The sequence below is a fragment of the Micromonospora citrea genome, from assembly GCF_900090315.1.
Classification (GTDB): Bacteria; Actinomycetota; Actinomycetes; order Mycobacteriales; family Micromonosporaceae; genus Micromonospora; species Micromonospora citrea.
This window is the reverse complement of record NZ_FMHZ01000002.1, coordinates 5,527,350-5,550,837: the sequence shown is the minus strand read 5'-3', so window position 1 is coordinate 5,550,837 and position 23,488 is coordinate 5,527,350. Positions and strand designations below refer to the sequence as shown.

Here is a 23,488-nt window from a genome sequence, read left to right as displayed (position 1 = left end):
TCCTCGTCCGTCATTCTTGCCCACCACGGCCAGTCACCGCACCTCGGGCCTCGGTGTCCTCGCCCACCCCGGATCCGCGATCCGGGCGACACCGCCGTACGGGGGCGCCGCCGCGCCAGCCGTCCGCCCCTTCCGCGCAGCGCACGGGCTTCCTGGCGGGACCGCGCACACGGCCGGCCGCGCCGGTCCCGGCGCGGTGGTCTGGGCGGGTGCGGGACCCGACGGGGTGGGATCCCCCTGGGTGGCTCGGCGCACCTTCCCCAGCGCTTCCTAGGAGGCTAGGTGTGAAGGGTGGGCCTCGTCAGTGGTCGGCAGCGGCGGAACGCGAGCAGGCGCCGCAGGTCATCTCGCCGGCCGGCCGATCCGGGTGCGGACCGGACCATCGGGGTGCGGGCCCTGTCCGGGTGCGGACCGGCCCAACGGGGTGCAGGCCCTGTCCGGGGTACGGGGTCGGCCCATCGGGGTGCAGGCCTGTCCGGGTGCGGGCCGGTCGGTCCGGGTGCGGGCCGGTCGGTCCGACCGTCGGGAACGGACCCCCGCGACGCCCGGCCGGGAGGGCCACGTGAAAAGCTGCCGTCATGGTGCTTGAGGTCGCGCTCATCGACGTACTGCCCGGACACGAGGACGCGTTCGCCGCCGCGTACGCCGAGGGACACCCGGTGCTCGCCGGGACGCCGGGCTGCCGGTCGGTGCGGATGACCCGGGGCGTCGAGTCCCCGTCGCGGTTCGTGCTGCTGGTCGAGTGGGACTCGGTCGAGGCGCACAACGACAACTTCCGGGGCACCGAGCGCTTCTCCCAATGGCGGGCGCTGATCGGTCCGCACTTCGCCAACCCGCCGCTGGTCGAGCACTTCGTCGACGTGCCGGCCTGAGGCTGTCGTACCCCCGCCCTATCCTGCACGGTGCACGCGCGGCCGTCGGTCCCGACGGGCTCGGGGGCGCCGGGCCCGGTGGCCGCGCGGCGTCGATCGCTGACCCCGCCACGGCCGCCGGCCGACTGGTTACCCGCGGGGCCCTTCCAGAGCGGGACGCCCGTGCCCGACGCCGTCGACGGACGCGCCCCGACCCGATGCCCGCCCGCTCAGCCGCCGGCAAAGCGGCTCAGCCCAGTCGGCCGCCGGGCGCAACGACTCAGCCCCTGTCAGCCCGCCGGCGCAACGGCTCAGCCCCGTCACGTCAGCCGCCGGGCGCAACGACTCAGCCCCGTCACGTCAGCCGCCGGGCGCAACGACTCAGCCCCTGTCAGCCGCCGGCGTGGCGGCTCAGCGCCGCGCTCGTCTCCTCCGGGCTCAGGGCCGCCTCCAGCAGCCAGCCGGTGAGCTGCTCGTAGCGGTCGACGTCGGCCGTGGTCACCAGGCGCACGTCGGTGGTGAGCGCCTCCAGCATCACGGTGCGCGGGTCGGCCGGGTCGGGAAACGAGTAGCAGGAGTAGGGCGTGAGCGGCCGCACCCCGCCCCGCGGAACGACGCTCCCGGGCAGCAGCCGGATCGTCACGTGCGGCAGGCCGGCCAGGTCGACCAGGTGCCGCAACTGCTCGCGCCACACGGACGGCGGGGTGTCGCCGGCCTCGCAGGCCGCCTCCCCGAGCAGCGCCGTGTAGCGCGGCGGATCGGCACGCCGCAGCACCTCGTGCCGCATCGCGCGGGCGCGTACGTCGGCCTCCACGTCCACGGTCGGGTCGAGCAGCCGCCCGGCGGCGATCCGCAGCCGCGCGTACGCCGGGGTCTGGAGCAACCCGGGCACGACGGCGGGCTGCCAGTCGACGATGGTGGCAGCCCCCGCCTCCAGCTCGGCGTAGGTGCGCTGCCGCTCTCCCATCTCCCCCAGCGCCTTCCACCAGCCCCTGCTGGTGGCGGCGTCACGGGCGATGACGATCAGCGCGTCGCGCTGCGGCGGCGGCACCTCGTAGACGTCGAGCAGATCCAGCACGTCGGCCAGGTCCGGCCGACTCTGCCCCAGCTCGATGCGGGACAGCTTCGAGGTGGAGGCCCAACCCAGCCGGTCGCAGACCTGCTCCAGGGTCAGTGCCTCCCGCCGCCGCAGCTGACGCAGCTCGGCGCCCAGCCGGGCGCGACGAATGACCGGACTCGTTGGCAACGGCATCCCCAGCCTCCCCACCGAGGGAGACTACGCAGGACGATCACACAGCGCAATAGCTCACTCGCACACCGCAACCGTCATCCGCGCGCCTCACCACCGCAGCGGCTCCCGGCGGCCCTCGACGTCGAGGTGGATCACTTCACCCCGGCCGCGTCCATGCCGCGCAGCTCCTTCTTGAGGTCGGCGACCTCGTCGCGGATCCGGGCGGCCAGCTCGAACTGCAGCTCCCGCGCGGCGGCCAGCATCTGGTCGTTGAGGTCCTGGATGAGCTGGGCCAGCTCGGCCCGGGCCATCCCCTCCCGCGCCGGCCCGGCGCCGGCCCGGCTCCGGCTGCGCGTCTCCTTGACCGGCGCCTTGCCCCGGGAGAGCTGCCGCACCGCGCCGCCGACCCGGCTGTTCTCCGTGTCCTCCGCCTCGCGGTAGATGTCGTCGAGGATGTCGTGGATCTTCTTACGCAGCGGCTCGGGGCTGATGCCGTGCGCCTCGTTGTGCGCGATCTGCTTGTCGCGCCGGCGGTTGGTCTCCTCGATCGCCTCCGCCATCGACGGAGTGATCTTGTCGGCGTACATGTGCACCTGGCCGGAGACGTTCCGCGCCGCCCGGCCGATGGTCTGGATCAGCGACCGGCCGCTGCGCAGGAAGCCCTCCTTGTCGGCGTCGAGGATGGCGACCAGCGACACCTCGGGCAGGTCGAGGCCCTCCCGGAGCAGGTTGATGCCGACCAGCACGTCGTAGTCGCCCTTGCGCAGCTCCCGCAACAGCTCCACCCGGCGCAGCGTGTCGACCTCGGAGTGCAGGTAGCGCACCCGGATGCCGTTCTCCAGCAGATAGTCGGACAGGTCCTCCGCCATCTTCTTGGTCAGCGTGGTGACCAGCACCCGCTCGTCGCGCTCGGTGCGCAGCTTGATCTCGTGCATCAGGTCGTCGATCTGGCCCTTGGTGGGCTTGACGACGACCTCGGGGTCGACCAGGCCGGTCGGGCGGATCACCTGCTCGACGAACTCGCCCTGGGCCTGCTCCAGCTCCCACGGGCCGGGCGTGGCGGAGAGGAAGACCATCTGGCCGACCCGCTCCAGGAACTCGTCGAACCGCAACGGCCGGTTGTCGGCCGCGCTGGGCAGCCGGAACCCGTGGTCGATGAGCATCCGCTTGCGCGACGCGTCGCCCTCGTACATGCCGCCGATCTGGGGGATCGTCACGTGCGACTCGTCGACGACGGTCAGGAAGTCGTCGGGAAAGTAGTCGAGCAGGCAGTGCGGCGGGCTGCCGGGCAGCCGGCCGTCGATGTGCATCGAGTAGTTCTCGATGCCGGAGCAGAAGCCGACCTGCCGCATCATCTCGATGTCGTAGGTGGTGCGCATCCGCAGCCGCTGGGCCTCCAGCAGCTTGCCCTGCCGCTCCAGCTCGGCCAGCCGCTCGGCCAGCTCGGCCTCGATGTCGCGGATCGCCCGCTCCATCCGCTCCGGGCCGGCCGCGTAGTGCGTCGCCGGGAAGATCAGCAGGTGGTCGACCTCGCGGACGACGTCGCCGGTCAGCGGGTTGAGGTAGTAGAGCTTCTCCACCTCGTCGCCGAACAGCTCGATCCGCACGGCCAGCTCCTCGTAGGCCGGGATGATCTCCAGGGTGTCCCCGCGGACCCGGAAGGTGCCCCGGTTGAAGGCCATGTCGTTGCGCGAGTACTGGATGTCGACCAGCCGACGCAGCAACTGGTCGCGGTCGAGCTCCTGCCCGACGGCGACCCGCACGGCGCGGTCGAGGTATTCCTCCGGGGTGCCCAGGCCGTAGATCGCCGAGACGGTGGCCACGACGACCACGTCGCGGCGGGTCAGCAGCGACATGGTCGCCGAGTGCCGCAGCCGCTCGACCTCCTCGTTGATCGAGGAGTCCTTCTCGATGTAGGTGTCGGTCTGCGGGATGTAGGCCTCGGGCTGGTAGTAGTCGTAGTAGGAGACGAAGTACTCCACCGCGTTGTGCGGCAGCAGCTCGCTGAACTCCTTGGCGAGCTGCGCGCAGAGCGTCTTGTTGGGCGCGAGCACCAACGTCGGCCGCTGCAACCGCTCGATCAGCCACGCCGTGGTGGCGCTCTTGCCGGTGCCGGTCGCGCCGAGCAGCACGGTGTTGCGGTCACCGCGTCGGACCCGACGCTCCAGGTCGTCGATGGCCGCCGGCTGGTCGCCGGCCGGCTGAAACTCGCTGACGACCTGGAAGCGGCCGTCGAGCCGGGGAATGTCGAGCGCCATGACCCCAACGGTACGCCGGGGGTCCGACACCCCGCGCCGACTACGGACAGTCCCTGATCGGCTTCGATATTCCCATTGTGTGGCCCATCTCACCGGACTACGCTCTCGGTGTAGGCCGCTCGCGGCGGCCGACCGGGCAGGTGGCCAGGCCTCGACGGCCGGCCCGCCCCCGGCACAGGGGTCGCAGCACCCGGCACGCCCGGCGTGCGCACCCGACGTGGTCGCGCCGAGGCGCTGACCGGCCGCCGCGAGCGCCCCTGCTCGTCACCCCGCGACGGTGAATCCCGTTCAACCATCCGTGGAGACCTCCGCCGCCCGTACCGACCGCGCCGTCCCGCCGCCGGGCCACCCGCCGCACGACGACGCCCACACCGGGAGCCTCCCCCGGGTGGTGACCGGCCGACGCCGCGTCACCCTGCTGGTGCTCGCGGTCGTGGCCGTGCTCTCCGCGACGGCCCTGGTCGTGGGGCTGCTGAGCTGGTCGCCCGACCGGTCCGAGCCGCCCCGCGCGCTGACCGGCGACGAGCGTGACCGGCTCGCCGCGATGCGGGTCACCAACGTCCGCGACCTGCGGGCCGGAGTCCGCGTGACGGCGGGGGCCGGGCCCGCGCGTACCGAACTCGTCGGCTGGGTCGACTGGTCCCGGCCGCTGCTCTACCTGGACGTCGGTGGGCCCGGCGCGGGCGCGGAACGCGGCCTGCTCCAGGCCACCCCGACCGTGGCCGTGCTGCGCCCCGACCCGTCGGCGGTGCCGACCCCGGCGCCGCCCCCGCTGGTGCCGCCGGCGGGCCGCTGGCGGCTGCACGACCCGGCGGCCGGGCGCGGGCTCGCCGCCGTGCTCGACCTGCTCTTCCGGCTCGGCGCGGACCGCCCCGAGCCGCCCGCGGAGAGCGCCCGGTGGGTGGGGCGCGCCACGGTCGGGGCGGAGCCGGTCGACATCCTCCAGGCGCCGCCGCCCATTCAGGGCACGCCACCATCGGCGCCGGCGGCGCGGCGCTACTGGCTTGACCGCGACGCGCGCCTGCACCGGCTCGAGACGGAACTGCCCGGTCTCGGACCGGTCACCGTGCAGCTGACCCGGACCGATCGGCCCACGCTGCGGCCGGTCGACGCCCTCGGCGGCCATCCCGGGCAGCCCCGCGCGCTGACCGCCGCCGAGCGAGGCCGGCTGGACCGGCTGCCCGGGCGGCTCCGGGCCGCCGGCGGCGCCGCCGTCACCCTGGCCGCGCCGCTCGCCGCCGGCACCGACCTGCGCGGCACGGGCTGGGTGAGCTGGACGGGACCGGTCGCGTACGTGACCCTCGCCGACCTCGGCACACCGGAACGCCGGACGCTGCTGCGGATCGACGCCGCCGGCGTGACCAGGGCGGAGGTGCCCGCCGCGACGGTGCCGGGCGGGGTGGAGGCGCCCGGCCGGCCCCCGCTGCCGCCCCCGGCCCGGGGCTGGCGGGCCGATCCGGCGCGCGCCGGCGACCTGGGCCTGCTGCTCGACGCGGCGCTGCGGGCCGCCCGGTCGCCCGGCCAACGGGGCACCGCCCTGCGGGTGCGCGGGGACAGCCTCGCCGGAAAGAGCGTGGACGTGGTCGAGCTGCGCACCTCCCGGGCGCTGCTGCGCTACTGGATCGACCGGTCCGGCCTGCTCCGCCGGTTGGAGCTGCGCACCCGCCCGGGCGCCTGGGCCCAGCTCGACCTGGCCCCGGGCGCGACGCCCCGACTGCCCCCGGTCGGGCCGGCCCCGCAGCGCCCGAGAACGCCGACCGCCGGCCGGTGAACGGCCGGACCGGCGACGCCGGCCGGGCAGCGCGCGGAGCGGCCACGCCCGCCGGTGAACGGCCGGACCCACGCTTTGTGGCAGCGGGCGGAGCCCCGAGCCGCGCGCCGACGGCTGGGAACGGTCAGGGGCGCCAGCCGGTCTGCGCCGCCCACTCCTCCGCGCGCAGGTGCTCCTCGTCGAACCACGGGTCCTTCGCCGTGGTGTAGGTGACGCTGTCCGGGGCCGAGGCGGCCAGCTCCCGCTTGAGCAGCAGGTAGGCCGCCCGCTGGTCCGGGTCGGCGCGCAGGTGGTCGCGCATCAGCAGCGCGTACCGCCAGCCCGGCGAGTCCACCGCGCGGACGTGCAGGTGCACGGGGCGGCCCGGGTCGGCGCTGCCGTGCAGCCGCTTCTCCCACCGGCCACTGCCGGGCGGACGCGGGTTGTCCCACCAGTCGCCGGGCAGGCGCGGAAAGCCCGCGGCGGCGAGCCGCTCGGCCAGGGGCCCGTCCGCGTCGGCGAGGGTCGGCACGGTGAGCTGGATGTCGATCACGTCCTTGGCGGCGAGGCCGGGGACCGCCGTCGAGCCGATGTGGTCGATCCGCAGGTCGGCGGGGGCCAGCGCGTGCCGGATCCGGGCGGCGAGGCGCGCGTACTGCTGCGGCCACGTCGGGTCGGCCTCGGTCAGCTCGACGCGGTGCGGGTGCACCGGCCGCCGTCCGCGCACGTTGGCCTCGAAGGGCACCAGCCGCTCCCGCCACAGCGCGTCGACCGCGGCGTGCAGCTCGGCGAGGCTGCCGTCGTTGGTCAGCACCACGTCGGCCGCGGCCCGCCGCCGGGCGTCGTCGGCCTGCGCGGCGATCCGCCGCTCGGCCTCCGCCCGGTCCATTCCCCGGTCGCGGGCCAGCCGCGTCAGCCGGGTGGTCACCGCCGTCTGCACCACGACCACCAGGTGGTACGTGGGTGCGAGGCCCACCTCCACCAGCAGGGGCACGTCGTTGACGACGATCGCGTCGGGCGACGCCGCGGCGGCCAGCTCCGCCGTGCGGGCCCGTACGCGGGGGTGGGTGATCGCCTCCAGCCGGCGGCGCGCTGTCTCGTCGGCGAAGACCACGGCGCCGAGCGCGGCGCGGTCGAGGGCGCCGTCGGCGTCGAGGACCCGGCCGGAGAAGGCCGCGACGATCTCGGCCAGCCCCTCGGTGCCCGGGGCGACCACCTCTCGGGCCACCTTGTCGGCGTCGATGACCACGGCGCCGTGCTCGGCCAGCCGGCTCGCCACGGCGCTCTTGCCGGACCCGATTCCTCCGGTCAGTCCCACCTTCAGCACGGCACCAGTCAACCGGATCACCACCGCGCCGCCGGCACCGGGGCACCTCGTCGGGCGCGCACGGCAGCCCAGGGCCCGGCGGGACGCCCCGCCTTCTATTCTAGCGCTAGAATAGCCTCGTGGAGCTGACCGCCGCCGAACTGACCGTGTTGGGCCTGATCGTCGAACGCCCCCGACACGGCTACGACCTGGAGCAGGTGATCGAGCAGCGCGGCATCCGGCAGTGGGCCGACGTCGGGTTCTCCTCGATCTACTACCTGCTCGCCAAGCTGGAGAAGCGCGGACTGGTGAACGTCCCCGAGGCGCCCGCCGCCGCCAGGTCGCGCCGCGTCTTCCACGCCACCGCGCAGGGCCGGGAGACCGCGGCGCGCACCGCGCTGGCCCTCATCGAGGAACCACGCCCGGTCCCGCACCCGCTCCTGGTCGGGATCGCCAACCTCTCCCTGCTGTCCGAACGGGACTACGCGCGGGCGCTGCGCACCCGCTTGGCGCGGGTCGAGTCCCGCATCGAGTCGGTCCGCGCGGCGCAGCGGACGCAGTCCCCCCTCCCGCGACCGGCGCGTGAGGTGTTCTCGTACTCGCTGAGCCTCCTCGAGGCAGAGAGGCAGTGGCTCGCCGGCCGGGCCCAGGTGATCGATGACCGACAAGACTGACTTCAAGAAGACCCTCGACGCCTACCGCGCCACCCGTGGCCGGTTCCGGATCGTGGACGTGCCCGACACGCGGTATCTCATGATCGATGGCCACGGCGACCCCAACACCTCGCCGGCGTTCTCCGACGCCGTCGAGGCCCTCTACCCGGTGGCCTACAAGCTCAAGTTCGCCAGCAGGCGAGACCTCGGGCGCGACTACGTCGTACCGCCGCTGGAGGGCCTGTGGTGGGCCGAGGACATGGCGTCCTTCACCGCGGAGCGCGACAAGTCCCGGTGGGACTGGACCTTGATGATCATGGTGCCGGACTGGATCGACGAGGACATGTTCGCCGCCGCCGTGAGACAGGCCGGGGCCGGGAACCGCCCGTCGCGCCTGGACGACACCCGGCTGGAGACGCTGTCCGAGGGGCGGTGCGTGCAGACGCTGCACGTCGGTTCCTTCGACGACGAGGCGGAGGTGCTGGCGCGGCTGCACGGCGAGTTCGTGCCGGCCAACGGGCTGCGGCTGGCGGGCAGACACCACGAGATCTACCTCAGCGACTTCCGCAGGGTCGCGCCCGAAAGGCAACGCACCATCCTGCGGCAGCCGGTCGCCGCCGCCGGTTGAGCGCTCGCGCGGCTCGGCAACGGCGAGGGCCCCGCCCCCGGCGATCTCACGATCGCGGGGACGGGGCCCTTCCGTCGTTCAGCGGGTCACTTGCCGCCGGCGAGCTTCTCCCGCAGAGCGGCGAGCGCCTCGTCGGTGGCCAGGGTGCCGGCCGGCTCCTCGGCCTGCCGGCTCGGGGCCGCGCTGGTCGAGGTGGTGGTGCCACCGGTGACGGCCGGAGCCGGGTTGGCAGCGGCCTCGGCGTCGGCGGCCCGGGAGGTCTGCACCTGCTTGGTGTGGGCCTCCCAGCGCTGACGCGCCTCGGCGTACTGCTGCTCCCAGGTCTCGCGCTGCTTCTCGTACCCCTCGAGCCACTCGCCCGTCTCCGGGTCGAAGCCCTCCGGGTAGATGTAGTTGCCCTCGGCGTCGTAGGTCGCGGCCATGCCGTAGAGGGTCGGGTCGAAGTGCTCCTCGCCCTCGACGAAGCCCTCGTTGGCCTGCTTGAGCGACAGCGAGATCCGGCGGCGCTCCAGGTCGATGTCGATGACCTTGACCATGACCTCGGAGCCGACCTGGACGACCTGCTCCGGGATCTCCACGTGGCGCTCGGCCAGCTCGGAGATGTGGACCAGGCCCTCGATGCCGTCGTCCACCCGGACGAAGGCGCCGAACGGCACCAGCTTGGTGACCTTACCCGGCACGATCTGCTGGATCGCGTGGGTGCGGGCGAACTGACGCCACGGGTCCTCCTGGGTCGCCTTCAGCGACAGCGAGACCCGCTCGCGGTCCAGGTCGACGTCCAGGACCTCGACCTCGACCTCCTGGCCCACCTCGACGACCTCGGACGGGTGGTCGATGTGCTTCCAGGACAGCTCGGAGACGTGTACCAGGCCGTCCACGCCGCCCAGGTCGACGAACGCGCCGAAGTTGACGATCGAGGACACGACGCCCTTGCGGACCTGGCCCTTCTGCAGCTTGTTGAGGAACTCGGTGCGCACCTCGGACTGCGTCTGCTCCAGCCAGGCCCGGCGGGACAGGACCACGTTGTTGCGGTTCTTGTCCAGCTCGATGATCTTGGCCTCGAGCTCGCGGCCGACGTACGGCTGCAGGTCCCGCACCCGGCGCATCTCGACCAGGGAGGCGGGCAGGAAGCCGCGCAGGCCGATGTCGAGGATGAGACCACCCTTGACGACCTCGATGACCGAGCCGCGGACGACGCCGTCCTCGTCCTTGATCTTCTCGATGGTGCCCCAGGCCCGCTCGTACTGCGCCCGCTTCTTGGAGAGGATCAGACGCCCCTCCTTGTCCTCCTTCTGGAGAACCAGGGCCTCGATGTGGTCACCAACCGAAACGACCTCGGCCGGGTCCACGTCGTGCTTGATCGACAACTCACGAGAGGGGATGACACCCTCGGTCTTGTAGCCGATGTCGAGCAGGACCTCGTCCCGATCGACCTTGACGACGGTGCCTTCGACAATGTCGCCGTCGTTGAAGTACTTGATGGTCTCGTCGATGGCGGCGAGGAAAGCTTCCTCGGAACCGAGATCGTCGTGGGTGACCCGGGTGGCGCTCGAGGGGGCCTCGATGCTGCTCGTCATGTGGGCGGTTGCTCCGGTCGGATGGTGTGTCACAGCAGGCTGGTGTCGCGGTGACCTGTTCGCGCCAGCGGATCCGTCGCCGGGCACACCGAGAGATCGAGTGAGATCATGGAGAAACTCCGCCAGTGGTCCCGGAGACCGCGCACCTGCTCCCTGCCGAGGCACACGATCCGCGAGCGCGTCGTCTAGCCTACCCGCTGCATTACCACAGCGTGCAAGGCCTCCCGTCCTCTCGCTGCCGCGCCACCTGCGAAAGCGGAGATATCGGCAGGAACAAGCCCCAGGTGTCGCGTCCGTCACAGGAGCACCACCGGAGACGGTAGCGCCACGCGGGAACCGCCGCACCCGGGGGTGCCCGCCGCCCGCCCTCGCGCCGGGCATGACCGGGGCCTAGCGTGAGCGGGTGGATGACGACAGCCGGGTGACCCGGCGCCGGGTGGGTGACGCCGAGGCCCGTCGGGCCAACCGCCGCTGGTGGGACGCCGACGCCGACGACTACCAGGCCGAGCACGGCGACTTCCTCGGCGACGTCGACTTCGTCTGGTGCCCCGAGGGGGTCCGCGAGGCGGACGTACGGCTGCTGGGCGAGCTGCCCGGGCGGCGGGTGCTGGAGGTCGGCTGCGGCGCGGCGGCCGCCGCGCGGTGGCTGGCCGCCCAGGGCGCCCGGCCGGTCGCGATGGACCTCTCCGCCGGCATGCTGCGGCACGCCGCCCTCGCCGCCGGACGCACCGGCGTACGCGTGCCGCTGGTGCAGGGCGACGCGCTGGCGCTGCCCTTCGCCGACGCGGCGTTCGACACCGCGTGCACGGCGTTCGGGGCGATCCCGTTCGTGGCCGACTCGGCGGCGGCGATGCGCGAGGTGTTCCGGGTGCTGCGCCCGGGCGGCCGGTGGGTGTTCTCGGTGACCCACCCGATGCGCTGGATCTTCCTCGACGACCCCGGCGAGGGCGGGCTCACGGCCGTGCACTCGTACTTCGACCGCTCCCCCTACGTCGAGCAGGACGAGACCGGCCGGGCCACCTACGTCGAGCAGCACCGCACGCTGGGCGACCGCGTCCGGGAACTGGTGGCGGCCGGGTTCCGCCTGGTCGACCTCGTGGAGCCGGAGTGGCCCGCGGGGCACGAGGGGATCTGGGGGCAGTGGAGCCCGCTGCGCGGCCGCCTCTTCCCCGGCACCGCCATCTTCGTCGCCGAGAAACCGGCCGCGTGACAGGCCGGACACCGGGTGCGACTGCGCCGGGCCCGGACGGGGTTACGCTGAGCCGGTGAGCGCCGAGCCGATCGCGACACCACCTGACCCCTGGTGTCCGGACCCGCTCCGGCAGCAGCGTGCCGACTACACGCTGGAGGACCTGCTCGACCTGCCGGACGACGCCCCCCGCGTCGAACTCGTCGACGGAGTCATCCAGGTGACACCCTCCCCCACCCTGGGCCACCAGGACATCTCCCTGCTGCTCGCGCACTGGCTGCTGCGGCACGCACCGGGGCACCTCCGGGTCGCCCAGGCCGTCGGAGTCGCGCTGAACGCCAACACCAGCCGGCAGCCCGACGTGTTGCTGCGCAGCGTCGACGTACCGTCCGACCGGTCTCTGCTGCGGCCGGAGGACGTGGTGCTCGCGGTGGAGATCGTGTCGCCCGGCACCCGGCGGACGGACCGGTTCGCCAAGCCCGGCGAGTACGCCGCCGCCGGCATCCCCTTCTACTGGCGGATCGAGCAGGATCCGGTGCACGTCTACGCGTACCGGCGGGGCGACCGGATCGGTCCGGGCGGCGAGCGGCAGTACGAACTGGTCGCCGACAGCGCCGAGCTGATCGAGCTGACCGAACCGTTCGAGATCAAGCTCCCGGTCGCCGAGATCGTCCCGTAGCCCGGCGCCGCTGTTTCCACCCGGCGACGCCGGGTACCCGCGCGGCATGGCCGAGCAGAACGAGTTCCGCAAGGGTGACCACGTCTCCTGGGCCAGTCACAGCGGCCGGGCGTACGGCGTGGTCAAGGAGAAGATCACCGAACGGACGCACGTACGCGGGCACGCCGTGAACGCGTCCCCCGACGACCCGCAGTACCGGATCCGCAACGACGACTCGGGCCGGGACGTCGCCCACCGACCGGAGGTGCTGCGCCGTGAGCAGGGATGACGAGGGCCGGGACACCTACCGCGAGTTCACCGAGGCGGTCAACATGAAGCCCGGCGAGCTGTCCAAGTGGCTGGAGACCGACGAGTCGAAGCACGTCGGCTGGCGGAAGAAGGGCAGCGGAGGCGGCGAGTCCGTCGGCCACGAGTCCGGCCGGAAGATCATCGGTCTGCTGCGCCGCAAGCGCGGCGAGCTCTCCGAGGGCGACTACCGACACATGCGCAAGGTCGTCGGGTACGTCCGCCGGCACATGGCGCAGCGCCCGTCGGGCGACGTCCGCAACACCAAGTGGCGCTGGTCGCTGATGAACTGGGGCCACGATCCCCTCAAGGCGCCGCTGCCGGCCCCGGGCGGCCGGTCCCGGCAGGCCCTCGAACGGCGCGGCGCCCCGCCGAAGACGCGCCGGGGACCGGGCCGGTGATCCCGGCGAGGTCCCACGACGCACCACCCGGCCCGTGAGCCGGCGGCCGACCCGGCCCGTGAGCCGGCGGCCGGACCGGCCCGTGAGCCGGCGGCCGGACCGGTCGTAACCACGTCCGGACCTGCGGCGCCCGGACCGACCGGTGGTCGGCCGCCGGCCGATGTGGGTCACCGCCCGTGCCCAGGACGGCGCCGGCCGGGCGGGGCTGGCGGGCGTCAGTGGTCGGCGCTGTTCCAGTCCCGGCCCTCGCCGACGGAGACCTCCAGCGGCACCGACAGCGGGTATGCCCCGCCCATCTCCCGCCGCACCAGCGCCTCCAGGGTCTCCCGCTCGCCGGGGGCGACCTCGAAGACCAACTCGTCGTGCACCTGGAGCAGCATCCGCGAGCGCAGGCCGGCCTCGCGCAGCGCGGTGTCGACGTGCAGCATGGCCACCTTGATGATGTCGGCCGCCGAACCCTGGATGGGGGCGTTGAGCGCCATCCGCTCAGCCATCTCGCGACGCTGCCGGTTGTCGCTGACCAGGTCGGGCAGGTAGCGCCGGCGACCCAGGATCGTGGAGGTGTAGCCGTCGTGCCGGGCCCGGGCGACGACCTCCTGGAGGTAGTCACGCACCCCGCCGAACCCGGCGAAGTAGTCCTCCATCAGCCCGCGCGCCTCGTCGGCGGTGATCCCGAGCTGCTGGGACAGGCCGAACGCGCTCAGCCCGTACGCCAGGCCGTAGTTCATCGCCTTGATCTTGCGCCGCTGGTCGGCGGTGACCTCCTCGAGGGGCACCGCGAACACCGACGAGGCGGTGGCGGCGTGGAAGTCGGCGCCGGAGTTGAACGCCTCGATGAGCGCGTCGTCCGACGACAGGTGCGCCATGATCCGCATCTCGATCTGGCTGTAGTCGGCGGTGAGCAGGCACTCGTAGCCCTCCCCCACCACGAAGGCGCGGCGGATGCGCCGCCCCTCCTCCGTGCGGATCGGGATGTTCTGCAGGTTGGGCTCGGTCGAGGAGAGCCGGCCGGTGGCCGCCACCGTCTGGTTGAAGGTGGTGTGGATGCGTCCGTCGTCGGAGACCGACTTGAGCAGCCCGTCGACGGTCGTCTTGAGCTTCGCCACGTCGCGGTGGCGCAGCAGGTGGGCCAGCACCGGGTGCGGGTTCTGCGCGTAGAGCCACTGCAGGGCGTCGGCGTCGGTGGTGTAGCCCGTCTTGATCTTCTTGGTCTTCGGCAGGCCCAGCTCGCCGAAGAGGATCTCCTGCAGCTGCTTGGGCGAGCCGAGGTTGAACTCCCGCCCGACCGCCGCGTAGGCGCCCTGGGCGGCGGCCTTCACCTCGGCGGCGAAGTGCGCCTCCAGCTCCGAGAGGTAGTGCGTGTCGGCGGCGATGCCCGTGCGCTCCATCGTGGCGAGCACCCGCATCAGCGGCAGCTCCACCTCGGCCATCAGCCGGGCGGACTGCTCGCCGTCGCGGGAGAGCTCGGCGTCGATCGCGTCGGCGAGGTCGAGCGTCGCGCGGGCCTGGAGCATGAGGTTCTGCTCCGCCTCGCCGTCGTTGCCGAGCCCGTCGAGGGTGAGCTGACCGGTCTCCGGGGCGTCGACGCGCAGCTCGCGGTGCAGGTAGCGCAGCGCCAGGTCGGTGAGGTCGTAGGAGCGCTGGTCGGGGCGGGCCAGGTAGGCGGCGATCTGGGTGTCGCGGAGGATGCCCGCCAGCCCCCAGCCGTGCGCGGCGAACGCGAGCACGGCGGGCTTGCTGTCGTGCAGCACCTTGGGCCGCGCCGCGTCGGCCAGCCAGGCCGCCAGGGCCGCCTCGTCGGCCGGCTCCAGCACGGCGGGGTCGAGCCAGGCCGCCGCGCCGCCGGCGGTCGCCAGGGCCAGGCCGGTCACCGTGGCGGTGTGCCGCCGGTTGGGCCCGGTGTCGAGCTTCACGGCCAGCCCCACCGGGGTCCCGGCCGGCGCGTGCGTCTCCAGCCACCCGGCCACCGCGCCGGGCGCGGTGAGCACCTCGCCGGTCAGGTCGAACCCGGCCTCGGCCTCGGGCTCCACCGCCTCCAGGTACTGGTAGAGCCGGTCGCGCAGGATGCGGAACTCGAGGGTGTCGAAGACCTGGTGCACCGCCTCGCGGTCCCACCCCTCCCAGCGCGCGTCCTCGGGGCGCAGCGGCAGCTCCAGGTCGGAGACGAGGCAGTTGATCTCGTAGTTGCGGATCACGTCGGCGAGCCGCTCGCGCAGGCTGTCGCCGGCCTTGCCCTTGATCTCGTCGGCCCGCGCGACGACACCCTCGACCCCGCCGTAGAGGTTGATCCACTTCGCGGCGGTCTTCGGGCCCACGCCCGGGACGCCGGGCAGGTTGTCGCTGGTCTCGCCGACCAGGGCGGCCAGGTCGCGGTAGCGCTCGGGGGCGACACCGTATTTCGCCTCGATCGCCGCCGGATCCATCCGGGCCAGGTCCGAGACGCCCTTGCGCGGGTAGAGCACCGTGATGCTCTCGCCGACGAGCTGGAACGCGTCCCGGTCGCCGGTGCTGATCAACACCGACATGCCCTGGTCGCGGGCCTGGCAGGCGAGGGTGGCGATGATGTCGTCGGCCTCGTAGCCCTCCTTCTCCACCACCGGGACGCGCAGCGCCGCGAGGACCTCCTTGACCAGGCTGACCTGGCCCTTGAAGTCGGTCGGGGTCTCGCTGCGGCCGGCCTTGTACTCCGCGTACTTCTCGGTGCGGAAGGAGCGGCGGGAGACGTCGAAGGCGACGACGATGTGCGTCGGCTGCTCGTCGCGCAGCACGTTGATCAGCATGGACGTGAAGCCGTAGACCGCGTTGGTCGGCTGGCCCGTCGTGGTGGAGAAGTTTTCCACCGGCAGGGCGAAGAACGCCCGGTATGCCAGGGAGTGTCCGTCGACGAGGAGCAGGCGCGGCGTCGTAGCTGTCACGCGAGCGACTCTAGCCGCCCACTCCGACAACCTGGGACACCGGCACGGCCACCGCCGGCACGCCGTGCCACGCCACCGGTCGACGCCGGCGCGGCCCGCCTCCGGGCCGCGCCGGCGTGCCGGTCAGAGCACCTTCGCCAGGAACGCCTTCGTCCGGTCGTGACGCGGGTTGGCGATCACCTCGCGCGGGTTGCCGGACTCGACGACCACGCCGCCGTCCATGAAGACCAGCGAGTCGCCGACCTCGCGGGCGAAGCCGATCTCGTGGGTCACCACGATCATGGTCATGCCGTCGCGGGCCAGGTCCTTCATCACGTCGAGCACCTCGCCGACCAGCTCCGGGTCGAGCGCGCTGGTGGGCTCGTCGAAGAGCATCAGCTTCGGCTGCATGGCCAGCGCCCGGGCGATCGCCACCCGCTGCTGCTGGCCGCCGGAGAGCTGACCGGGATAGTTGCCGAGCTTGTCGCCCAGCCCCACCCGCTCCAGCAGGGCGGCGGCCCGGTCCCGGGCGTCCGCCTTCTTCTCCCGCCCGAGCAGCACCGGCGCCTCGGCGACGTTCTGCAGCGCGGTCATGTGCGGGAAGAGGTTGAACCGCTGGAACACCATGCCGATCGACCGGCGCTGCGCGGCCACCTCCTTCTCCCGCAGCTCGTGCAGCTTCCCGCCGCGCTCCCGGTAGCCGATCAGCTCGCCGTCCACCCAGATCCGACCGGCGTTGATCTTCTCCAGGTGGTTGATGCAGCGCAGGAACGTCGACTTGCCGGAGCCCGAGGGCCCGAGGAGGCAGCACACCTCGCCCGCGCGGACCTCCAGGTCGATGCCCTTGAGCACCTCGATCGACCCGAACGACTTGTGCACCTGCTCGGCCCGGACCATCGGCCCGGAATCCACCGCCCCGTCAGCCAGGGTCGGCACCGTCAGCTCGGTCATGCGCCGCCCGCCTTCCCGGTCGTGCCGCCGCTCTCCGCCGTGATTGCCCGCAGCCGCGTCCTCGCCCGACCGCTGCGCCCCACGCCCTTGGAGAAGTGCCGCTCCAGGTAGTACTGACCCACCAGCAGCACGCTGGTCAGCAGCAGGTACCAGATGGTCGCCGCGACCAGCATCGGGAAGACCTGGAAGGTCCGGCTGCCGACGGCCCTGAGCTGGAAGAACAGCTCGGCGGAGACCGGCACGAAGGCCACCAGCGAGGTGTCCTTGAGCATGGCGATCGTCTCGTTGCCGGTCGGCGGGACGATCACCCGCATGGCCTGCGGCAGCACGATACGACGCAGGATCTGCCCGCGCCGCATGCCCAGCGCCTGCGCGGCCTCCGTCTGCCCCTCGTCGACCGACTGGATGCCGGCCCGGACGATCTCCGCCATGTAGGCGGCCTCGGACAGGCCGAGCGCCAGCATGCCGGCGACGAAGCCGGTCAGGATGTCCACCGAGGAGAAGCCGAACAGCCGCGCCTCGAAGTCGTCCACCCCGAACAGGGCGCCGATCTGCCGGTCGAAGGGCAGCCCGAACTCGATCCGGGCCCAGAGGATGCCCAGGTTGCCGAAGAGGATCGCCAGCACCAGCCGGGGCACCGCCCGGAAGAACCAGGTGTACGCCCAGGCGACGCCGCGCAGGATCGGGTTCTCCGACAGCCGCATGATGGCGATGACGACGCCCAGCCCGACGCCGATGAGCATGGCGGTCACCAACAGCGCGAGGCTGCCGCGTACGCCCTCCATGATCGGCGGACGGAACATCTCGTCGACCATGAACGACCAGTTGAACGCCTTGTTCGTCACCAGCAGGTGGACGAACATGGCCACCAGCACCCCGATCACGGCGACGGCGACCCACCGTCCGGGATGCCGCACGGGCACGGCGCGGATGGGTTCCGGCCGTGCCCGCTCGGGTGTGTCTGTCTCGACCGACATGGTCAGCTGGTCGGGTTCAGCGCCGGAGTCGTGATGGCGCCGCCCTCGACGCCCCACTTCTTCAGCGCGCCCTCGTACGTGCCGTCGGCGATGACCGCCGCGACGGCCTCCTTGAGCACCTCGGCGAACGCGGCCTGGTCCTTCTTCACCGCGTAGCCGTACGGGGCGGACTCGTAGATGTCGCCGAGCAGCTCCAGCTGGCCGTTGCTCTGCTTCACCGCGTACGCGCCGACCGGGGAGTCGGCCAGCATGGCGTCGTCCTTGCCGCTGACCACGGCCGCGGTGGCGTCGCTCTGCGCCTGGTACTGGTCGATGGTGATGGCCGGCTTGCCGGCGTCGGTGCACTTCTTCGACCGGGCGGTGATGTCGTCGAGCTGCACGGTGCCGACCTGCACGGCGACCTTCTTGCCGCAGGCGTCGTTCGGGTCGACCTTGGCCGGGTTGCCCGACTTGGTGGCCCACTGCGTGCCGGCCGAGAAGTAGCTGACCATGTTGACGGTCTTCATCCGCTCGGCGTTGATCGTGAACGACGAGACGCCGACCTCGTACTTGCCGGAGTCCACGCCGGGCAGGATCGAGTCGAACGGGGCCGACTCGTACTCGGCCTTGAGGCCGAGCTTCTGCGCGACGGCGTTGAACAGCTCGACGTCGAAGCCGACGACCGTCTTGCCGTCGGCGTCGAGGAACTCCGCCGGGGCGTACGTCGAGTCGGTGCCGACCTTGATCACCCCGTCGGCCTTGATGGCGTCGGGCACCTTCGCGGCCAGCGCCGAGTCGGCGGCGGCGGTGACGCTGGGGCCGGCGCCGGGCTGCTCGGTGTTCTCCTTCTCACCGCAACCGGCGATCGAGAGGGCGAGCAGCGCGGCACCCGCGGCGCCGAGCACGGCCCGGCGGCCACCAGTGATGTGGAACATGTGGTTCTCCTTGCGGTGAGGGGTGGCGGCAGGTCAGGCCACGCCGAGGTAGGCCTCTTTGACCGCCGGGTCGTGCAGCAGCTCGGCGCCGGTGCCGCTCTTGACGATCCGGCCGGTCTCCAGCACGTACGCCCGGTGGGCGCGGGCCAGGGCCTGCTGGGCGTTCTGCTCGACGAGCAGGACGGTGGTGCCCTGTTGGTTGATCTCGACGATGATGTCGAAGATCTGCTGGATCAGCATCGGCGCCAGACCCATCGAGGGCTCGTCGAGCAGCAGCAGCTTCGGCCGGCTCATCAGCGCCCGGCCGACGGCCAGCATCTGCTGCTCGCCGCCGGAGAGGGTGCCGCCGTGCTGCTTGCGCCGCTCGGCCAGGCGCGGGAAGAGCCCCAGCACCCGGTCGAGGTCCTGGGCGATGCCGGCCCGGTCCCGCCGGGTGTACGCGCCCATGTCCAGGTTCTCCAGCACCGTCATGCCGGGGAAGATGCCCCGGCCCTCGGGGGCCTGGCACAGCCCGCGCCGGACCCGCAGGTCCGCCCGGAGCTTGGTGATGTCCTCGCCGTCGAAGCGGATGCTGCCGGTGGCGACCGGCCGGATCCCGGAGATCGCCCGCATCGTGGTCGACTTGCCGGCGCCGTTGGCCCCGATCAGGGCGACGATCTCGCCCTCGTCCACCGTCAGGCTGATGCCGTGCAGCGCCTGGATCCGCCCGTAGAGCAGGCTCACATCGTCGATCTCAAGCAGCATCGTCCGGCACCCCCAGGTACGCCGCGATCACCTTCGGGTTGTCCCGCACCTCGGCGGGGAGCCCCTCGGCGATCTTCTTTCCGAACTCCAGAACCACGATCCGGTCGGTGACGCCCATGACCAGGCGCATGTCGTGCTCGATGAGCAGCACGGTCACGCCGGTGTCCCGGATCTGCCGGATGAGCTGGAGCAGCTCCTCCTTCTCCGCCGGGTTGAAGCCGGCGGCCGGCTCGTCCAGGCAGAGCAGCACCGGGTCGGTGGCCAGCGCGCGGGCGATCTCGAGGCGCCGCTGCTCGCCGTAGGAGAGGTTGCGGGCGAACTCGTGCATCCGCTTGCGGATGCCGACGAACTCCAGCAGGCGCTCGGCCTTCTCCCGGCCCTCGCGCTCCTCCTTCCAGTACCGCGGCAGGCGGAACAGCGCGGAGATGACGCTGGTCTTGTGGTGCGCGTCGGCGCCGACCAGGACGTTCTCCAGCGCGGTCATCTCGGGGAAGAGGCGGATGTTCTGGAACGTCCGCGCCATCCCCATCCTGGTGATCTGGTGGCGCTTCTTGCCGCTGATCTTCTGGCCGCGGAACCGGATCTGCCCCTCGCTGGGCTGGTAGATGCCGGTCATCGCGTTGAAGCAGGTGGTCTTGCCGGCGCCGTTCGGGCCGATCAGACCGAGGATCTCCCCCTTGTAGAGGGTGAAGTCCACCTCGTTCAGGGCCACCACGCCGCCGAAGCGCAGCGTGACGTTGTCGACCTCCAGCAGCGGCTCCCGGGTGGGCACCGCCTCCACGGCCGGCGCGCCGGCCTGCGCCGGGACGGCCGGCGTCTGTTCGGTGTCACTCACCGACGGTCACCTCCTTGCGGCGGTCCTTGAACTCCGCCGCGCGTCGTCGGTTCGGGATCAGGCCCTCGGGCCGGAAGATCATCATGATCACCAGGACCAGGCCGAAGAAGAGGAACCGGAACTCGTACAGCTCGAAGCCGAACACCTCGATGCCGCGGAACCGCTCGATCATGTACGCCACCAGGCCACCGCCGACGATCGCGCCGACGATGTTGCCCGAGCCGCCGAAGATGACCGCGGCCAGGATGATGATCGAGTTGAGCAGCTCGAAGTTCTGCGAGTTGACGAAGTTCTGCTTGCCCGCGAAGAGCGCGCCGGCCAGACCGGCGATCGCCGCGCCCGCCGCGAACGCCCACAGCTTGAACTTGAAGGTCGGCACGCCCATCAGCTGTGCCGCGTCCTCGTCCTCCCGGATCGAGATCCAGGCGCGACCGACCCGGCTGTGGGTCAGGTTCCGCACCCCGATGACGACCAGGATGATCAGCGTGAGCACCAGCCAGTAGTACGGCCGGGCGTCGAGCACGCCGAAGACCGGCTTGCCGTCGGCGTACTGGCCCGGCGGGTGCGGGATCTGGTTGAAGCCCCGCTGACCCTTCAGGAACTCGGAGCTGACCGCGCCGATCCGGATCATCTCGGCGAAGCCGAGCGTCACCAGCGCCAGGTAGTCGCCCCGCAGCCGCAGGGTCGGCGTGCCGAGCATGACGCCGGAGACCATCGTCAGGGCGATCGCCACCGGCACCGCCAGCAGCCACGGCCACAGCGTCTTGATGTCGCTGCTCGGCGAGGTCAGCACCGCCACGGTGTACGCGCCGACGGCGAAGAAGCCGAAGTAGCCGAGGTCGAGCAGGCCGGCGAAGCCGACCACGATGTTCAGCCCGACGGCCAGCAGCACGTAGATCGAGACGGTGAACATCACCTGCGTGAAGTTCGCACCGGGGGTCGGGATCGGCCCGAGGTACTGGTAGAACTCCTTGTTCGGCAGCGCGTAGAAGAACACGATCACCGCGGCCAGGAGCGCCCAGCGCACCCAGCGCGGCGCGCCACGCCACCGTTCGCCGGCCGCCTCGCGGCCGGAGCGCACCTTCTCCAGGACGGTCGTCATGCCCGTGCCCTCCCCAGCGACTCACCCAGCAGACCGGTCGGCCGGAACATCAGCAACACCACCAGCAGCGCGAACGCGGCGAAGTCCTTCCACTCGCTGCCGAACAGTCCGGAGGCGTAGTTCTCCACGACGCCCAGCAGCAGGCCGCCGAGGAGCGCGCCGCGCAGGTTGCCGATGCCGCCCAGCACCGCGGCGGTGAACGCCTTGAGGCCGAGCAGGAAGCCGACGCTGTAGGTGAGGGTCTGGATCCGCACGTCGTAGAGGAGGCCGGCGACGCCGGCCATCGCGCCACCGGCGATGAAGACCATCATGATGATCCGGTCCTTGTTCACGCCCATCAGCGCGGCGGTGTTGGCGTCCTGGGCGACCGCCCGGATGCCGCGACCGACCCGGCTGCGGTTGATGAACATGTCCAGCCCGATCATCATCACCAGCGCGGCGCCGATGGTCAGCAGCTGGATGGCGTCGATCGGCACCCCGGCGACCTCGAACAACGGTTTGGAGCTGACCAGCGCCGGGGCGCCCTGCGGGCGACGGTCGGTGTAGACGCCGAACGCCTCGGCGATGGCGATCGACGCGCCGATCGCGGTGATCAGGAACGCCAGCGGCGGCGCGTTGCGCTTACGCAGCGGCCGGTACGCCACCCGCTCGATGACCGTCGCGGTGCCGGCCGAGGCGACCGCCGCCACGACCATCGCCGCCAGCAGGTAGAAGATGATCGTGCCGACACCGCTGACCTGCGAGTCCTGGTTGAGGCCGAATCCGTTCCAGGTCCACAGCGCGGCGAACGCGCCGGCGATGAAGACCTCGGAGTGGGCGAAGTTGATGAGTCTCAGCACGCCGTAGACCAGCGTGTAGCCCAGCGCGACCAGGGCGTAGATGGCGCCCTGCGTCAGGCCGGTCGTCGTGAGTTCTCCGAAGTTGGAGAACAGTCCGTCGAAGTTCAAGGGAGGGACGCTCCATCAGGGTCTGGAGAGAAAAAGGGGGTGCGGCCGGGAGCGAGCTCCCGGCCGCACCCGCGATCACAACTCAATCGCTGTAGCAGCGACCGGCGTCAGGACTTCGGGATCTCCTGGTCCGGGACGACCTTGCCGCCCTGGACCTTGAAGGCCCAGACCTTGACCTGCGCGGGGTCGAGCTCGCCACCCTCGACGAACTTGTAGCTCGCCGCCACGCCCTCGCCGCTGTAGCCCTTCACGAACTCCAGCAGACCCTCGCGGGTGGCCTTGCCCGCCTTGATGCCGGCGAGCAGGATGTTCGCCGCGTCGTAGGCGGTGTCGCTGTAGGTGCCCGGGTCGGTGCCGTTGAGGGCCTTGTACTCCTGGGCGAAGGTGCCGCGCGCCTCGGTGGCCGGCTGGCACGGGCAGGTGAGGATGGTGCCCTCGGCCGCCGCCGCACCCGCGGAGGTGATGTACGCGACGTCGTTCACGCCGTCGCCGGCGACCAGCGGGGCGTTGACCCCGGCAGCGGTGAGCTGCTTACGGATCAGGCCGGCCTCCTGGTAGTAGCCACCGTAGAAGATCGCCTTCACGTTGGCGGCCTTCACCTTGGTGACCACGGCGGAGAACTCGACCTGCTTGCCCTCGCCCTGGACCTTGTCCGAGCCGACGACCGCCGGGCCGAGCAGCTTCTTGACCTCGTCGGCCAGGCCGGCGCCGTACGCGGACTGGTCGTCGATGACGTAGACCTTGTCGGCCTTCAGCACGTTCTTGATGTAGTTGCCGGCCGCGGGGCCCTGGCTGAAGTCGTTGCCGACCGCCCGGAAGAAGGTCTTCCAGCCCTGCTCCGCCAGGCTCGGACGGGTCGCGGAGGGGGTGATGGTCACCAGACCGGCCTCGTTGAACAGCGGGCCGGCGGCCTCCGACTCACCCGAGTAGGCCGGGCCGACGATGCCGAGGATCTTCGTGTCGTCGATGGCCTTCTGGGCCAGCTGCGGAGCCTGGTCCGGGCTGCCCTGCGAGTCCAGCGGAACCAGCTCGACCTTGCAGTCGGCGTTTTCCTTGTTGTACTTGTCGACGGCCAGCTTGACGCCGTTGTGCTCGTTGATGCCGAGCGCCGCCGAGCTGCCGGTCAGCGCGCCGAAGAACGCGATCTTGCTGCCACAGGCGTCACCGGACGCCGTGTCGTCGCCACCGCTGGAGCATGCGGTGCCGCCGGCGACGAGCGCCAGCATGGCCACCCCACCGATAACGCGCGCGAGCTTCTGCCTCAAGGCCCGAACCCTCCTCCGTCCCATGGTCCGAACCACCCGCTGCCGATTGGC

General features: G+C 71.9%; 21 protein-coding genes. 8 read left to right on the top strand and 13 right to left on the bottom strand.

Annotated elements, in window-relative coordinates; genetic code table 11:
- The first annotated feature begins 578 nt into the window (after nt 1–578).
- A complete protein-coding gene (locus GA0070606_RS25435) occupies nt 579–872 on the top strand; it encodes an antibiotic biosynthesis monooxygenase family protein (protein WP_091105114.1) in 294 nt (97 codons plus the stop codon).
- A gap of 370 nt (nt 873–1,242) precedes the next feature.
- Here the strand turns inward: GA0070606_RS25435 and GA0070606_RS25430 are convergent, their stop codons facing one another.
- Together GA0070606_RS25430 and uvrB are read right to left on the bottom strand one after the other, a co-directional pair.
- The gene (locus GA0070606_RS25430; RefSeq protein WP_091105111.1) at nt 1,243–2,103 is read right to left on the bottom strand and encodes a helix-turn-helix domain-containing protein; all 861 of its coding nucleotides are present in this window, start codon (nt 2,101–2,103) and stop codon (nt 1,243–1,245) included.
- Between the two features lie 131 nt (nt 2,104–2,234).
- Entirely contained in the window at nt 2,235–4,340 is a 2,106-nt protein-coding gene (gene uvrB, locus GA0070606_RS25425) for an excinuclease ABC subunit UvrB (RefSeq protein ID WP_091105108.1), read from the bottom strand.
- Between the two features lie 298 nt (nt 4,341–4,638).
- On the opposite strand from uvrB, the gene GA0070606_RS25420 reads away from it, so the two are divergent.
- The gene (locus GA0070606_RS25420) at nt 4,639–6,111 is read left to right on the top strand and encodes a hypothetical protein (RefSeq protein ID WP_245724802.1); all 1,473 of its coding nucleotides are present in this window, start codon (nt 4,639–4,641) and stop codon (nt 6,109–6,111) included.
- Between the two features lie 124 nt (nt 6,112–6,235).
- On the opposite strand, the gene coaE is transcribed toward GA0070606_RS25420, so the two are convergent.
- Entirely contained in the window at nt 6,236–7,417 is a 1,182-nt protein-coding gene (gene coaE, locus GA0070606_RS25415; protein ID WP_091105105.1) for a dephospho-CoA kinase, read from the bottom strand.
- Nucleotides 7,418–7,536: 119 nt separating this feature from the next.
- On the opposite strand from coaE, the gene GA0070606_RS25410 reads away from it, so the two are divergent.
- On the top strand, nt 7,537–8,070 hold the full coding sequence (locus GA0070606_RS25410) for a PadR family transcriptional regulator (RefSeq protein ID WP_091105102.1): 534 nt from the start codon (nt 7,537–7,539) through the stop codon (nt 8,068–8,070).
- Nucleotides 8,054–8,677, top strand: coding sequence for a GyrI-like domain-containing protein (locus GA0070606_RS25405; protein ID WP_091105099.1), 624 nt, complete (start codon nt 8,054–8,056; stop codon nt 8,675–8,677). The genes GA0070606_RS25410 and GA0070606_RS25405 overlap by 17 nt, the downstream gene beginning before the upstream one ends.
- 86 nt (nt 8,678–8,763) lie before the next feature.
- Here GA0070606_RS25405 and rpsA read toward each other — a convergent pair whose 3' ends face one another.
- Nucleotides 8,764–10,254 carry a 30S ribosomal protein S1 gene (gene rpsA / locus GA0070606_RS25400; RefSeq protein WP_091105097.1) on the bottom strand — a complete coding sequence of 497 codons (1,491 nt, stop codon included), beginning with the start codon at nt 10,252–10,254 and terminating at the stop codon, nt 8,764–8,766.
- 403 nt (nt 10,255–10,657) lie between these two features.
- Between rpsA and GA0070606_RS25395 the strand changes: the two genes are divergently transcribed.
- The 4 genes from GA0070606_RS25395 to GA0070606_RS25380 are packed head-to-tail and all read left to right on the top strand — an operon-like array spanning nt 10,658 to nt 12,808.
- Nucleotides 10,658–11,464 (top strand): class I SAM-dependent methyltransferase, encoded by an 807-nt coding sequence (locus GA0070606_RS25395; protein ID WP_091105094.1) that lies wholly within the window; start codon nt 10,658–10,660, stop codon nt 11,462–11,464.
- A gap of 55 nt (nt 11,465–11,519) precedes the next feature.
- On the top strand, nt 11,520–12,122 hold the full coding sequence (locus GA0070606_RS25390) for a Uma2 family endonuclease (RefSeq protein WP_091105092.1): 603 nt from the start codon (nt 11,520–11,522) through the stop codon (nt 12,120–12,122).
- 46 nt (nt 12,123–12,168) lie between these two features.
- Nucleotides 12,169–12,390: a hypervirulence associated TUDOR domain-containing protein gene (locus GA0070606_RS25385; protein WP_091105089.1), complete on the top strand. Its 222-nt coding sequence runs from the start codon at nt 12,169–12,171 to the stop codon at nt 12,388–12,390.
- Nucleotides 12,377–12,808 carry a DUF3140 domain-containing protein gene (locus GA0070606_RS25380; RefSeq protein WP_091105087.1) on the top strand — a complete coding sequence of 144 codons (432 nt, stop codon included), beginning with the start codon at nt 12,377–12,379 and terminating at the stop codon, nt 12,806–12,808. Before GA0070606_RS25385 ends, GA0070606_RS25380 begins: the two co-directional genes overlap by 14 nt.
- Nucleotides 12,809–13,023: 215 nt before the next feature.
- Here the strand turns inward: GA0070606_RS25380 and polA are convergent, their stop codons facing one another.
- The 9 genes from polA to GA0070606_RS25335 all read right to left on the bottom strand — a co-directional run bounded on the left by polA (nt 13,024) and on the right by GA0070606_RS25335 (nt 23,437).
- Nucleotides 13,024–15,723 (bottom strand): DNA polymerase I, encoded by a 2,700-nt coding sequence (gene polA / locus GA0070606_RS25375; protein ID WP_091105084.1) that lies wholly within the window; start codon nt 15,721–15,723, stop codon nt 13,024–13,026.
- 123 nt (nt 15,724–15,846) lie between these two features.
- Complete coding sequence (locus GA0070606_RS25370; RefSeq protein WP_091105082.1) at nt 15,847–16,653, bottom strand: amino acid ABC transporter ATP-binding protein; 807 nt, start codon at nt 16,651–16,653, stop codon at nt 15,847–15,849.
- Nucleotides 16,650–17,630 carry an amino acid ABC transporter permease gene (locus GA0070606_RS25365; RefSeq protein WP_091105079.1) on the bottom strand — a complete coding sequence of 327 codons (981 nt, stop codon included), beginning with the start codon at nt 17,628–17,630 and terminating at the stop codon, nt 16,650–16,652. The genes GA0070606_RS25370 and GA0070606_RS25365 overlap by 4 nt, the downstream gene beginning before the upstream one ends.
- A 2-nt stretch (nt 17,631–17,632) precedes the next feature.
- Nucleotides 17,633–18,544 (bottom strand): ABC transporter substrate-binding protein, encoded by a 912-nt coding sequence (locus tag GA0070606_RS25360; protein ID WP_091105076.1) that lies wholly within the window; start codon nt 18,542–18,544, stop codon nt 17,633–17,635.
- A 33-nt stretch (nt 18,545–18,577) separates the two neighbouring features.
- Nucleotides 18,578–19,288 (bottom strand): ABC transporter ATP-binding protein, encoded by a 711-nt coding sequence (locus GA0070606_RS25355; protein WP_091105074.1) that lies wholly within the window; start codon nt 19,286–19,288, stop codon nt 18,578–18,580.
- Nucleotides 19,278–20,123 (bottom strand): ABC transporter ATP-binding protein, encoded by an 846-nt coding sequence (locus GA0070606_RS25350; RefSeq protein ID WP_091105071.1) that lies wholly within the window; start codon nt 20,121–20,123, stop codon nt 19,278–19,280. The genes GA0070606_RS25355 and GA0070606_RS25350 overlap by 11 nt, the downstream gene beginning before the upstream one ends.
- Nucleotides 20,116–21,225 (bottom strand): branched-chain amino acid ABC transporter permease, encoded by a 1,110-nt coding sequence (locus tag GA0070606_RS25345; RefSeq protein WP_091105069.1) that lies wholly within the window; start codon nt 21,223–21,225, stop codon nt 20,116–20,118. The genes GA0070606_RS25350 and GA0070606_RS25345 overlap by 8 nt, the downstream gene beginning before the upstream one ends.
- The gene (locus GA0070606_RS25340) at nt 21,222–22,172 is read right to left on the bottom strand and encodes a branched-chain amino acid ABC transporter permease (RefSeq protein ID WP_091105066.1); all 951 of its coding nucleotides are present in this window, start codon (nt 22,170–22,172) and stop codon (nt 21,222–21,224) included. Before GA0070606_RS25340 ends, GA0070606_RS25345 begins: the two co-directional genes overlap by 4 nt.
- Before the next feature lie 107 nt (nt 22,173–22,279).
- Nucleotides 22,280–23,437, bottom strand: a complete 1,158-nt coding sequence (locus GA0070606_RS25335) for a branched-chain amino acid ABC transporter substrate-binding protein (protein ID WP_091105064.1) — start codon at nt 23,435–23,437, stop codon at nt 22,280–22,282.
- Nucleotides 23,438–23,488 lie beyond the last annotated feature (51 nt).

Excerpts from the sequence above, each read along its gene's own strand:
- GA0070606_RS25435 (WP_091105114.1), top strand. The coding sequence starts at position 579 with ATGGTGCTTGAGGTCGCGCTCATCGACGTACTGCCCGGACACGAGGAC.
- GA0070606_RS25430 (WP_091105111.1), bottom strand. The coding sequence starts at position 2,103 with ATGCCGTTGCCAACGAGTCCGGTCATTCGTCGCGCCCGGCTGGGCGCC.
- uvrB (WP_091105108.1), bottom strand. The coding sequence starts at position 4,340 with ATGGCGCTCGACATTCCCCGGCTCGACGGCCGCTTCCAGGTCGTCAGC.
- GA0070606_RS25405 (WP_091105099.1), top strand. The coding sequence starts at position 8,054 with ATGACCGACAAGACTGACTTCAAGAAGACCCTCGACGCCTACCGCGCC.
- rpsA (WP_091105097.1), bottom strand. The coding sequence starts at position 10,254 with ATGACGAGCAGCATCGAGGCCCCCTCGAGCGCCACCCGGGTCACCCAC.
- GA0070606_RS25385 (WP_091105089.1), top strand. The coding sequence starts at position 12,169 with ATGGCCGAGCAGAACGAGTTCCGCAAGGGTGACCACGTCTCCTGGGCC.
- GA0070606_RS25370 (WP_091105082.1), bottom strand. The coding sequence starts at position 16,653 with ATGACCGAGCTGACGGTGCCGACCCTGGCTGACGGGGCGGTGGATTCC.
- GA0070606_RS25365 (WP_091105079.1), bottom strand. The coding sequence starts at position 17,630 with ATGTCGGTCGAGACAGACACACCCGAGCGGGCACGGCCGGAACCCATC.
- GA0070606_RS25360 (WP_091105076.1), bottom strand. The coding sequence starts at position 18,544 with ATGTTCCACATCACTGGTGGCCGCCGGGCCGTGCTCGGCGCCGCGGGT.
- GA0070606_RS25355 (WP_091105074.1), bottom strand. The coding sequence starts at position 19,288 with ATGCTGCTTGAGATCGACGATGTGAGCCTGCTCTACGGGCGGATCCAG.
- GA0070606_RS25345 (WP_091105069.1), bottom strand. The coding sequence starts at position 21,225 with ATGACGACCGTCCTGGAGAAGGTGCGCTCCGGCCGCGAGGCGGCCGGC.